Source organism: Vreelandella malpeensis, from assembly GCF_020622355.1.
GTDB classification, from domain to species: Bacteria; Pseudomonadota; Gammaproteobacteria; order Pseudomonadales; family Halomonadaceae; genus Vreelandella; species Vreelandella malpeensis.
The window spans coordinates 86,473-98,460 of the sequence record NZ_WHVL01000006.1 but is presented as its reverse complement, the minus strand read 5'-3'; the positions used below and the strand labels follow the sequence as shown (position 1 = coordinate 98,460).

Here is an 11,988-nt window from a genome sequence, read left to right as displayed (position 1 = left end):
ATTCACAGCGCCCCTCCCGCCGCGCCCAGCGCGAGCATCATGGTCAGAAAAAGCCCCCAGGCGAGATGCACCAGCAAGAGGGTAGCCTCGATATGGGCCGCCTCCAACGCCACCCGACCGGGGCCGAGGGTGGCGCGCAGCGACGCCACGCCCTGGTAGGTGTTGCACCCGCCCAGGCGCACCTGCAGCAGCCAGGCGACGATCGCCTCCGGCCAGCCGGCGTTGGGGCTCGGGTGGCGCGGCGCCTCGCGCCGGGTGTGGGTGAAGGCGCCGGCCACTGCCAGCCGCGCCGGGGTGAAAGCGTTGACCAGCGCCCCCGCCGCCCAGAGGCAAACGGCGGTCAGCCGCGCCGGGAGCCAGTTGGCGAGATCGTCGAGCTTCGCCGAGGCGAAGCCGAAATCCGCAAAGCGCGCGTTCCTGTAGCCGACCATGGAGTCCAGGGTATTCACCGCCTTGTAGGCCAGCGCCAGCGGCGCGCCGCCGATCAAGGCGTAGAAAAGCGGCGAGGTGATGCCGTCGACGCTGTTCTCGGCGACGGTCTCGACCGCGCCGCGAGTGATCTCGCCTTCATCGAGGTGCTGGGTGTCGCGCCCGACGATCATCGCAAGCGCGGCGCGGGCAGTCTCGAGATCACCCCGCGCCAGCGGCGCCGCCACCGCCCGCCCGGCCTCGGCCAGGCCCTTGATCGCCAGAGTGGTCGAGAGCAGCCAGAGCTCCGCGACCAGACGAAGCCAGGGGTGGATCATGGCCAGCAGCCAGAGCGTCAGTGTCGCAATCCCGAACACTCCGCCAACCACCAGGAGGGTGGTAAGCGCGCCGGTCAGCCGCCGGGCAAGAGCCGTGCCTCGATTGAGCCGCGCTTCTAGAAAGGTGATCCCTCTGCCCATGCCCACCACCGGGTGCGGCAGCCGGCGCGGGTCGCCGATCATCAGGTCGATCGCGACCGCGCCGAGCACGAGCCCCACTGGCACTAGCGCGCGACCCCGGCGGCGTCGAAGGTGGCCATGTCGCGCAGCATCGCGCAGGCGGCCCTCAGCAGCGGAAACGCCAGCGCCGCCCCGCTGCCCTCGCCCAGGCGCATGTCGAGCGCCAGCAGTGGTATCGCCTCCAGCGCCTCGAGGGCGTGCGCGTGGCCGGGCTCCGCCGAGCGGTGGCCGAACACCAGGTACGCTCGCGCCGCCGGGCATAGCCGCACGGCGACCAGCGCCGCAACGCTCGCGATGAAGCCATCGACCACGGCAGGCAGCCGATGAGCCGCCGCCGCCAGAAAGCCGCCGACCATGGCGGCAAGCTCCAGCCCGCCCAGCGCCGCCAGCACCCGCGCGGGCTCGCGCCCGCAGCCGCGCGCCGCGAGCGCCCGTTCGATCACCGCGATCTTGTGGGCCAGCCGCTCCCGGGCAATGCCGGTGCCCGCACCGACCAGCGCCGCCACCGGATGATTCAGCAGCGCCGCCAGCACGGCGCTGCTGGCGGTGGTGTTGGCGATACCCATCTCACCGAGGATCACGCTGTGGCAACCTGCGGCCCGCGCGCGCTCGACGGCCAGGGCGCCGGCGCGCATCGCCTGGAGCGCTTCGGCCTCGGTCATGGCGTCTTCGTGCAGGAAGTTGCGTGTGCCGGCGCGCACCTTGGCATCGATCACCCCGGGGACGCGAACCACGCCTGCCACGCCCACGTCGACCACTTCCATGCGCGCGCCCACCTGGCGGGCGAAGGCGTTGATCGCTGCGCCGCCGCGGGCGAAGTTGGCCACCATCTGCGCGGTCACTTCCTGGGGAAAGGCGGAGACGCCCTCCTCGGCCACGCCGTGGTCTGCGGCGAAGACGATCACGCCAGGCGGGTCGACCCGGGGCGCCAGGGTATCGCCGATCTGGCACAGCGAGACGGCCAGCGCCTCGAGGCGGCCAAGGCTGCCCGGGGGTTTGGTGAGGGTATCGAGGTAGGCTTGCGCCCGCTGACCCATCCGGAAATCGACGGGTTCGATGCGAGCGATGACGTCGTGCATGGCGGCTCCGGCGGACAGCGGGAAAACAAGCGGTTAAGTAGCTCTGGATAGTAACAGAGCTTTACCGGCTTGGCTCTCGGCTGCGCGATTTCACCGCCTTGCGGCCGCTAGCGCGCCGCCACGGCGCGCTCCTCCCAGCCGCCACCCAGCGCCTTGAACAAAGTCGCCAGCGCCGTCAGCCGCTCGTTTTGAACCGCGGCTCGGTCGAGGCGGGCGGAGAGCAGCGAGCGCTCGGCGTCCAGGCGCTCGAGCATGCTGCTCTGGCCCTGGTCGTAGGTCAGCACGGCCAGGTCGCGCGCCCGCTCGATCGCCGCGAGCTGCGCTTCCACGGCCTCGATGCGCTGTTCGCTCAGGGTGTAGTTGTTGAGCGCATCGCGCACTTCGTTGAAGGCGGTGAGCACCGTCAGCCGGTACTGGGCCTCGGCCTGCTCCACCTGGGCCTGGGCGCTTTCGACGTTGGCGCGGGTGCGGCCGAAGTCCAGCAGCGGGCCGACGATCGAGGCGCCCAGCCCCCAGGCGCGGGCGTTGTCGGTGAACAGGTCGCTCGAGTTTGCGGCGACACTGGCGATCGAGGCGTTCAAGTTGAGCGACGGCAGCCGCGCTGCCTCGGCCACGCCCACCTGGGCGTTGGCGGCGATCAGCGTCGCCTCGGCGGCGCGAATGTCCGGGCGGCGCTGCAAGAGCTCCGAGGGTAGAAGGCCCGGCAGGCGCTGGGGCTCGGCGATCTCGGTGAGGGCGGTATCGCCGTAGTCGAGGGTCGTCATCAGCTCGCGCGGGGTCATGCCGACCAATATTGCCAGCGCTCCCTTGAGGGTTTCCACCTGGCGGGTGACCTGGGGCAGCTCGCTTTTCACCCCGGCCCACTCGGCTTCGGCCTGGCGAAAGGCGAGCTCGCTGATGTCGCCGACGTCGAAACGCAGCTTCTGCAGGCGGAAGGTTTCCTGGTAGGTGGTTTCGGTCTGCTCGAGGATGCGCTGCTGGGCCTCGGCGCTCTTGAGATCGAAATAGGTGGTGACCACGTCGGCGATCACGCCGATCTCGGCGGCGTCCCGGGCGAACACGCTTTCGTTGAAGGTGGCCAGCGCCGCCTCGCGCTGGCGAGCGAGCCGCCCCCACAGGTCCAACTCGTACTCGAGACTGCCCGCCAGCGAGAACTGATCGTTGGTCGAGGTGATCAGGTCCTGCACCGGGTCGATATCGATGGGAATCGACGCGCCCGGGGTGCGCTCACGGTTGGCCTCGAGCTGGTAGCCAATGCTCGGGTAGCGTTCGGCGTCGGCAAAACCGAGCTGAGCACGCGCCTGGCGAATGCGACCGAGCTGCACGGCGAGCTCCAGGTTGTCGTCGGTGGCGCGCTCGACCAGGGCATCGAGATGCGGATCCTGGAACTGGCGCCACCAGTGACGCCACGCCTGACGCTCGGCGCCGCTGAGCGTGACCTGAGCGGGCAAGGTATCCGGCAGCGCGAGCGCCGGGCGCTGGTAATCCGGCCCCACGGCGCAGCCGCTCAGAAAAACCGCGCAGGCCAGGCCGAGAAGGCGGCGTGGGTTACGTCCCTTGTACATCGATGCTCCTTGTCTGCCCGTTTGTCTTCCCGGGCGAGGCCTCGGCGCGCGGCGGTTGCGAGGCGGCCCCGGGCGATTTTAAACGACTGTTCGTCACACTCCCGGCTACCTACTATAGTAGGTAGCTTCTATAACGACACGCTTTACTAAACAGTGTCGATTCACAAGCAGGGAGGCTTGGATGAGGCCGGTTTTCGCATGGATATTCGCCTGGATGGTGCCGCTGGTGCTCGCTGGCTGCGGGGATGACGAAGAACCCCAGGACCCGCCCGCCCAGGTGGTCAAGCTGGTCGAGGCGACCCAGCCGTCGGTCTACCCCGGGCGCCGCTTCGTCGGCCGGGTGGAGGCGCGCAGCACCGTCGACTACGCCTTTCAGGTCGGTGGGCGCATCGACGAGTTTCCCGCGATCCAGGGTGCTGTCATCGGCGAAGGCGAGCTGATCGCCCGGCTCGACCAGACCGACTACCGGCTCCAGGTGCGCGCCGCCGAGGCGGATCACGAGCAGGCGCGGCGCAACCTGGATCGCCAGCGCACCCTGCGCGCCCAGGGCGCGGCGTCCCAGGCCGCGCTGGACGCCGCCGTGGCGGAGTTCAACCGCGCTGACACCCAGCTCGACAGCGCCCGCCAGGAGCTCGCCTACACCACCCTCGTCGCCCCCTTCGACGCACTAATCGCAAGACGCCTGGTGGAGAACTACACCACGGTGCCGCCCAACACCGAAGTGGTGCGTATCCAGGATATCTCGGAGCTGCGCATCCGCTTCAACGTGCCCCAGGCGTTGATGCAGCATCTCGACGGCGGGCGGCGCTTTCGCGCCGAGGCCGAGATCGCCACGCTCCCCGGCGAGCGCATACCGCTTGCGTACCGCGAGCACGCCACCGAACCCGACGAGGTGGCCCAGACCTACGAGGTCGAGTTCGCGCCGGCGAGCGAGGCTGCGCTGATCGCCCTGCCCGGCACCACGGCCACGGTCCATCTCGAGCTCGAGGAGACCGTCGACACCCCGCTGATCACCCTGCCGGCCAGCGCCCTGGACAACGACGAGGCGGGCGATTTCCGGGTCTGGGTGTTCGACCCGGAGGACGGCGTGGTCACCCCGCGCACGGTGAGCGTGGGCGAAACGCTGGAAGATCGCGTCATGATCACCGCCGGTATCGAGGCCGGCGCCCAGGTGGTGGCTGCCGGCGCTCATAGGCTGCGTGACGGCATGCGCGTCAAGCCGCTCGACGCTGCGCTGTAGGGGGCTTTATGGATATCGCCAAACGCTCGATCAAGAAGCCGATCAATACCTGGCTGATCGTGGTGATCTGCCTGCTCGGCGGCCTCTGGGGGTTCAACACCGTCGGCAAGCTCGAGGACCCCTCGTTCACCATTCCCTACGCCATCGTCAATACGCCCTACCCCGGCGCCACCGCCGAGGAGGTCGAGGAGGAGGTCACCGAGCGCCTGGAGCGGGCGATCCAGGAAATGCCCCAGATCGACGTGCTGGATTCCAAGTCGCTGCCCGGGCGCTCGGAGATCCAGGTCGAGATCGCGGATACCTACGGCAGCGACGAGCTGCCCCAGATCTGGGACGAGCTGCGCCGCAAGGTCAACGACGCCCAGGCGGACCTGCCCCAGGGAGTGGCTGGCTCCCAGGTCAACGACGACTTCGGCGAGGTGTACGGGCTCTTCTACGCGGTGACCGCCGAGGGTTTCACCACCCGCGAGATCCGCGACATCTCGACCTTCCTGCAGCGCGAGCTGCTGGCGGTGCCCGGGGTGGCGCGGGTCACCTCCGCCGGCGAGCGCGAGGAGAGCATCTACATCGATATCTCCAACGAGCGCCTGACGACGCTGGGCATCCCCATCGATCAGGTGATCAACACCATCCAGACCGAGAACGCGGTGGAGGACGCCGGGGCCCTGCGGGTGGGCGACCGCCAGGTACGCATCGTGGCGCGCGCCAGCATCGACAGCACGTCGCTGCTGGAGTCGATCCGCATCGGCCGCCCCGGCACCACCGAGCAGGTGGCGCTTGCGGACATCGCCACCGTCTATCGCGCCCCCACCGAGATCCCCGACCACGCGGTGCTCTACAACGGCGAATCTGCCTTCACGCTGGGCATCGCCGGGGTCGCCACTGCCAATATCATCGAGATCGGCGAGGCGGTCGAGGCACGGATGGACGAGCTTCAAAGCCGCATTCCGCTCGGCGTCGAGCTGCACCCGCTTTACGAGCAGCACGACGTGGTGAACGACGCGATCAACGACTTCCTGATCAACCTGGCGATGTCGGTAGCCATCGTGATCGGCGTGCTGTGCCTGATCATGGGCTGGAAGATCGGCGTGGTGGTGGGCAGCACCCTGCTGCTCACGGTGCTCGGCACGCTGTTCGTGATGGGGCTTTTCAACATCGAGATGGAGCGCATTTCGCTTGGCGCGCTGATCATCGCCATGGGCATGCTGGTCGACAACTCCATCGTGGTCGCCGAGGGCATGGTGACCAACATTCGAGACGGCCAGAAGGCCAAGCGCGCGGCGAGCGCGGCGGCCAAGCGCGCCCAGATGCCACTGTTCGGCGCCACGCTGATCGGCATCATGGCGTTTGCCGGCATCGGGCTTTCCGATGACGTGACCGGCGAGTTCATGTTCTCGCTGTTTGTGGTGATCCTGGTTTCTTTGATGCTGAGCTGGCTGCTGGCGCTGACCGTCACGCCGCTGTTCGGCTACTACCTTCTGCGCAAGAAAGGCGAGGAGGACGAACAGGAGAGCGAACCAGAGAGCCAACGCGAGAGCGAAAACGCCGAGCGCGACGACGGCGATCAAAAGGAGGATGGCTACGGCGGGCTCGTCTACCGGATCTACCGCAAGCTGCTGCTCGGGGCGCTGCGCATCCGCATGCTCACCGTGGCGGCCTTGGTGGTGATCACCGGGGTCTGCATGTGGGCCTTCACGCTGGTGCCGCAGTCGTTCTTTCCGGATTCGAGCACGCCGATCTTCTTCGTCAACTACGAGCTTCCCCAAGGTACGGACATTCGTGCCACCCTGCGCGATGTCGAGGAGATCGATGCGTACCTGCGCGAGCACGACGGCGTGGTGTCGGTGGCAAGCTTCGTCGGCCGGGGCGCGACGCGCTTCATGCTCACCTACTCGCCGGAGCAACCCAACAGCGCCTACGCGCAGTTCATCATTCGCACCGATGAGCTCGACGCCATTCCGGCGCTCGACCGCACCTTCTACCAGGAACTCAGCGAGCGCTATCCGAATGCCCAGGTGCGTACCCAACGGCTGCAGTTCGGCCCCGGCGATGGCGCCGACATCGAGGCGCGCTTCCAGGGGCCGTCGCCTGCGGTGCTGCGCGAGCTCGCCGCCGAGGCCCAGCGGCGCATGGCCGCCAACCCCTTCCTGATCGACGAGCGCCTCGACTGGCGCCAACGCGAACTCGTCGTCGCGCCGGTCATCAACGAGCAGCGCGCGCGCATCGCCGGCGTCACCCGCGAGGATATCGCCCAGACGCTGGCCTTCGCCTCCTCCGGCGTGCGCGCGGGCACCTATCGCGAAGGCGAGCACCTGATTCCCATCACCGCCCGCGCTCCCGACGCCGAGCGCGACGACGTGACGCGCCTGAGCGATCGCCAGATCTACAGCGAGTCGCAGCAGCGCTTCGTGCCCATCAGCCAGGTGGTGGAGGCCTTCGAGACGCAAAGCGAAGAGGCGCTGATAAAGCGGCGCAACCGAGTGCGCACCCTGACCGTGGGCGCCGAGCCCGGCGAGGGCTACACCGCCGCCCAGGCCTTCGATGAGATCCGCGCCGAGATCGAGGCGATCGAGCTTCCGCCGGGCTACCGGCTCGAGTGGGGCGGCGAGCACGAGGATTCGGGAGATGCCCAGGCCTCGCTGGGCCAGCAGCTGCCGATGAGCTTTCTGATCATGGTGCTGACCTCGATTCTGCTGTTCGGCAAGCTCCGCCAGCCCTTGATCGTCTGGTTAGTGGTGCCGATGTCGGTGTGCGGGGTGGTGATCGGGCTTCTGCTCACGGGCCTGCCCTTCTCGTTCACCGCGCTTCTGGGCATGCTGAGCCTTTCGGGCATGCTGATGAAGAACGCCATCGTGCTGGTCGACGAGATCGACGCCCAGATCGACGAAGGCACGCCGCGCTTCACCGCGCTCGTCCAGGCAAGCGTGAGCCGCCTGCGCCCGGTGTTCCTGGCCGCCGGGACCACCATTCTGGGAATGATTCCGCTGCTCTGGGACGCCTTCTTCAACAGCATGGCGATCACCATCATGGGCGGCCTGGCCTTCGCCTCGCTCCTCACGCTGATCGCCGTGCCGGTGTTCTACGCGCTGTTCTTTTCCATCAAGCGCGACGAGGTGGACGAGCAGGAAGATAACCGGGCGAACGGCTAGCCCGTGGCCCATACTGGAAGGCGCTCGCCGGGCTCGCGCCCGGCGAGATTGAGTAATAAACAAAACAAAAAGGTTTCAAGCGGCGTATGTCGCCCCTAAACTTGCCCCCAGGAATGTAAAATAACCACATATTCGCACCGATACAGCTAGCCGAGGTTCCCATGTCGAGCTTGAACGCCACGCCCTTGAACGCCACCGTTGCCAAGGTGACCACGCGCATCGCCGAGCGCTCGAAAGAGCGCCGGGCGCTCTACGAGCAGCGCATGACTGATCAGCACCGGCGCGGTGTGCATCGCGCCGAGCTCGCCTGCGGCAACCTCGCCCACGGCTTTGCCGCCTGCAGCCCGGCGGAGAAGGACACGCTGAAGCTGATGAACAGCGCCAACCTGGGGATCATTTCGGCCTACAACGACATGCTCTCGGCGCACCAGCCCTTCGAGACCTTCCCGACCACCATTCGCGAGGCGGCCCGGGCCATGGGCTCCACCGCCCAGTTCGCCGGCGGCGTGCCGGCGATGTGCGACGGTGTGACCCAAGGCCAGCCGGGCATGGAGCTGTCGCTGTTCTCCCGCGACGTGATCGCCATGGCGACCGCCGTGGGGCTTTCTCACAACATGTTCGACGCCGCGCTTTACCTGGGCGTGTGCGACAAGATCGTGCCGGGGCTGTTCATCGGTGCTGCTCGTTTCGGCCACCTGCCGGCGATGTTCGTGCCGGCGGGCCCGATGCCGTCGGGCTTGCCCAACAAGGAGAAGGCGCGGGTGCGCCAGCTCTTCGCCGAGGGCAAGGTGGGCCGCGCAGAGCTTCTCGAGGCGGAGTCCGAGTCCTACCACAGCCCGGGCACCTGCACCTTCTACGGCACCGCCAACTCCAACCAGCTGATGATGGAAGTGATGGGCCTGCACCTGCCGGGCACCTCCTTCGTCAACCCGGGCACCGAGATGCGCGAGGCGTTGACGCGCTTCGCCACCGAGCAGGCGATCCGCAATACACAGGCTGGCGGCGAGTACCGCCCGTTCTACAAGCAGATCGACGAGCGCGCCATCGTCAACGCCGTGGTCGGGCTTCTCGCCTCCGGCGGTTCCACCAACCACACCCTGCACCTGATCGCCATGGCCGCCGCTGCCGGCATCACGCTGACCTGGGACGACTTCACCGAGCTCTCGACCGTCACGCCGAGCGTGATGAAGGTCTACCCCAACGGCCAGGCGGACATCAACCACTTCCAGGCTGCTGGCGGCATGAGCTATCTGTTCCGCGAGCTGCTCGGCGCGGGGCTCTTGCACGGCGACATTCCCACCGTGTTCGGCACTGATCTGACCGCCTACACCCAGGAGCCGTTTCTGGAAGACGGCAAGCTCGTGTGGCGCGAAGGTCCGGAAAAAAGCCTCGATGAAGAGGTGCTGCGCCCAGTCGCCACGCCCTTCGCCCCGACCGGCGGCCTGACCGTGATGAACGGCAACCTGGGGCGCGGGGTGATCAAGATCTCGGCGGTGAGTGATGAGCACCGCGTACTGGAAGCGCCGGTGCGCATCTTCGACGACCAGAACCAGATGAAAGGTGCGTTCGAAGCCGGCGAGCTCGACCGCGACGTGATCGTCGTGGTGCGCTTCCAAGGGCCCAAGGCCAACGGCATGCCGGAGCTTCACAAGCTCACGCCGTATCTCGGCGTGCTGCAGGACCGTGGTTTCAAGGTGGCGCTGGTGACCGATGGGCGCATGTCCGGCGCCTCGGGCAAGGTGCCGGCGGCGATCCATATCAGCCCCGAGGCGCTCGATGGCGGCCCACTTGCCAAGCTTCGCGACGGCGACGTGGTGGCGCTCGATGCCAACACCGGCGTGCTCGAGGCGAAGGTCGACCCGGCCACCTGGGCCGAGCGCCGCCTCGCCCATGCGGATCTGGATCACTACCACGTGGGCATGGGCCGCGAGCTGTTCGGCGGGTTCCGCCACCTGGCCATGCGCGGCGAGGAAGGCGCCGGCGTGTTCGGCGGCTTCGAGGCCGACGATATCGCCCTGCAGGACAACCAGATTCGCCAGGAAGACGCCTGATGCGACCGGCGCTGATCGGCGATATCGGTGGCACCAACGCCCGCTTCGCGCTGGTCATTCCCGGTGATACGGCGCCTTATGACATGCAGAATCTAGCCTGCGCCGACTACCCGGGCCCGGTCGAGGCCGCCCGGGAGTACCTGACCCGGGTCGGCGCCATCGACGAGTTGGCCCCTCGCGAGGCGTGCCTGGCTTTCGCCTGCCCGGTGCACAACGAGCGGGTCAAGATGACCAACAACCCCTGGGACTTTCGCAAGAGCGAGGTGAAGGCGGCCCTGGGCCTTTCGCTCTTCAAGGTGATCAACGATTTCACCGCCCAGGCGCTCGGCGTGCCCCACGTCGATCAGGCGCATCTTTTCGAGGTGCAGGCCGGGGTCGCCCAGCCGCACGCGGCGCGGCTGATCATCGGCCCGGGCACGGGGCTGGGCGTGGCCGGAGTGTTTCCCGGCCGCCACGCCTGGATTCCGCTGCCCACCGAAGGCGGGCACACAAGCTTCGCCCCCACCGATGAGATCGAGCAGGCGCTTCTGGCCTTCTTCCAGGCGCGCCATGGGCGGGTCAGCGTCGAGCGCGTGCTGTGCGGCCAGGGGCTTCTGGAGCTCTACCAGGCCCTGTGCGAGTTCGACACTGCAGTACCGAGCTTTCATACTCCGGCGGAGATCACCGCCGGCGCCGATGCCGGCGACGAGCGCGCCCGCCGGGCGCTGATGCGCTTTCTCAAGATACTCGGCAACGTGTGTGGCGACGCGACCCTGACGATGGGCGCCCGCGGCGGGGTGTATCTCTGCGGTGGCATCCTTCCAAGGCTTCTGGACTGGCTGCCTGAAAGCATGCTGGCCGAGAGCTTCAACGACAAGGGCCGAATGCGCGCCTATAACGCCGATATTCCCGTTCATGTGGTCACCCACCCCTGGACGGGCCTTCTGGGCGCGGCAGAAGCGCTGCACAACGAAGAAGTTGTCTGACCCAAGAACATTTTCGCCCCGCGAATACAAGGAGCGCCCATGCTGCCCATCGTTGCCTTCGGAGAAGCCCTGGTCGACATGCTGTCCAGCCGCCTGGGCGAGCAGGCCGGGACAGAAACCTTCACACCCTACGCCGGCGGCGCCCCGGCCAACGTGGCGGTGGCCTGCGCGCGCCTCGGCGTCCCGAGCCGCTTTCTGGGCATGCTGGGCGACGACGGCTTCGGGCGCTTCATCGAGGCGGAGCTTGCCCGTCACGGCGTGGATACTCGTGGCGTGGTTTTCACCCGCCAGGCGCGCACCGCGCTCGCCTTCGTGTCACGGGACGCGACCGGCGAGCGCACCTTCGACTTCTACCGTCCTCCAGCGGCGGATCTTCTCTACCGGGAGGAGCACTTGCCGGTCGATGCTTTCGAGCGCCCGGTGATCCTGCACCTGTGCAGCAACAGCCTCACCGAAGCCGACATCTTCGCGACCACGCTTGCGATCGCCCGCCGTGGCGCCGATGCCGGCGCCTTGATCAGCGTGGATGCCAATCTGCGCCACAACCTGTGGGCGCAAGGCGAGGCGAGTATCGAACGGGTGACGGCGCTGCTGGATACCGCCACCATGATCAAGGTCTCCCGCGAGGAGCTCGACTACCTGCGCGGGCCACTGAACCCCCAGGCGTGGATGGCAAAGCGCCTGGCGGCCGGCGCGCGGGTGATACTGGTGACCGACGGGCCCAGCGAGGTAAGGCTCAAGACCGCCACCCTCGACCAGGGCATCACCCCGCCCCGGGTGCGCGCCGTGGACACCACCGCCGGCGGCGACGCCTTCATGGGCGGCTTTCTGGCCTCCATCAGCCGTCGCTGCGCCGCGTACGAGCGCCCGCTCGAAGCGCTGGATGGCTCCGAGGCGCTGATTGAGGCCGTCGATATCGCCTGCCGCTGCGGCGCCTTCGCCGTCACTCGCCCGGGTGCTTACGCCGCCCTGCCCACCCGCCAGGACATCGACGCCCTCGCCTGACGTGATAG

Annotated in this window: 8 protein-coding genes; 5 read left to right on the top strand and 3 right to left on the bottom strand. The window is 67.8% G+C overall.

The annotated features are described in order from the left end of the window. Nucleotides 1-2: 2 nt before the first annotated feature. The 3 genes from cbiB to GEV37_RS13975 form a co-directional block, all read right to left on the bottom strand. Nucleotides 3-965, bottom strand: a complete 963-nt coding sequence (gene cbiB / locus GEV37_RS13985) for an adenosylcobinamide-phosphate synthase CbiB (RefSeq protein ID WP_227391072.1) — start codon at nucleotides 963-965, stop codon at nucleotides 3-5. Between the two features lie 5 nt (nucleotides 966-970). Further along, nucleotides 971-2,005: a nicotinate-nucleotide--dimethylbenzimidazole phosphoribosyltransferase gene (cobT, locus tag GEV37_RS13980; RefSeq protein WP_227390883.1), complete on the bottom strand. Its 1,035-nt coding sequence runs from the start codon at nucleotides 2,003-2,005 to the stop codon at nucleotides 971-973. Between the two features lie 107 nt (nucleotides 2,006-2,112). Further along, on the bottom strand, nucleotides 2,113-3,570 hold the full coding sequence (locus GEV37_RS13975; RefSeq protein ID WP_227390882.1) for an efflux transporter outer membrane subunit: 1,458 nt from the start codon (nucleotides 3,568-3,570) through the stop codon (nucleotides 2,113-2,115). Nucleotides 3,571-3,751: 181 nt separating this feature from the next. On the opposite strand from GEV37_RS13975, the gene GEV37_RS13970 reads away from it, so the two are divergent. From GEV37_RS13970 to GEV37_RS13950, 5 genes are all read left to right on the top strand, one after another. After that, nucleotides 3,752-4,810 (top strand): efflux RND transporter periplasmic adaptor subunit, encoded by a 1,059-nt coding sequence (locus GEV37_RS13970; RefSeq protein ID WP_227390881.1) that lies wholly within the window; start codon nucleotides 3,752-3,754, stop codon nucleotides 4,808-4,810. An 8-nt stretch (nucleotides 4,811-4,818) separates the two neighbouring features. Continuing rightward, nucleotides 4,819-7,959 carry an efflux RND transporter permease subunit gene (locus tag GEV37_RS13965; RefSeq protein ID WP_227390880.1) on the top strand — a complete coding sequence of 1,047 codons (3,141 nt, stop codon included), beginning with the start codon at nucleotides 4,819-4,821 and terminating at the stop codon, nucleotides 7,957-7,959. A gap of 161 nt (nucleotides 7,960-8,120) precedes the next feature. Beyond that, nucleotides 8,121-10,010: a phosphogluconate dehydratase gene (edd, locus tag GEV37_RS13960; protein ID WP_227390879.1), complete on the top strand. Its 1,890-nt coding sequence runs from the start codon at nucleotides 8,121-8,123 to the stop codon at nucleotides 10,008-10,010. Further along, complete coding sequence (gene glk, locus GEV37_RS13955; protein ID WP_227390878.1) at nucleotides 10,010-10,975, top strand: glucokinase; 966 nt, start codon at nucleotides 10,010-10,012, stop codon at nucleotides 10,973-10,975. The genes edd and glk overlap by 1 nt, the downstream gene beginning before the upstream one ends. A gap of 39 nt (nucleotides 10,976-11,014) precedes the next feature. Further along, on the top strand, nucleotides 11,015-11,980 hold the full coding sequence (locus GEV37_RS13950; RefSeq protein WP_227390877.1) for a carbohydrate kinase family protein: 966 nt from the start codon (nucleotides 11,015-11,017) through the stop codon (nucleotides 11,978-11,980). The last annotated feature ends 8 nt before the right edge of the window (nucleotides 11,981-11,988 follow it).

What these genes read in the sequence shown, in the direction of transcription:
- glk (WP_227390878.1), top strand. Translation starts at nt 10,010, where the DNA reads ATGCGACCGGCGCTGATCGGCGATATCGGTGGCACCAACGCCCGCTTC.
- cobT (WP_227390883.1), bottom strand. Translation starts at nt 2,005, where the DNA reads ATGCACGACGTCATCGCTCGCATCGAACCCGTCGATTTCCGGATGGGT.
- GEV37_RS13965 (WP_227390880.1), top strand. Translation starts at nt 4,819, where the DNA reads ATGGATATCGCCAAACGCTCGATCAAGAAGCCGATCAATACCTGGCTG.
- GEV37_RS13970 (WP_227390881.1), top strand. Translation starts at nt 3,752, where the DNA reads ATGAGGCCGGTTTTCGCATGGATATTCGCCTGGATGGTGCCGCTGGTG.
- GEV37_RS13950 (WP_227390877.1), top strand. Translation starts at nt 11,015, where the DNA reads ATGCTGCCCATCGTTGCCTTCGGAGAAGCCCTGGTCGACATGCTGTCC.
- GEV37_RS13975 (WP_227390882.1), bottom strand. Translation starts at nt 3,570, where the DNA reads ATGTACAAGGGACGTAACCCACGCCGCCTTCTCGGCCTGGCCTGCGCG.
- edd (WP_227390879.1), top strand. Translation starts at nt 8,121, where the DNA reads ATGTCGAGCTTGAACGCCACGCCCTTGAACGCCACCGTTGCCAAGGTG.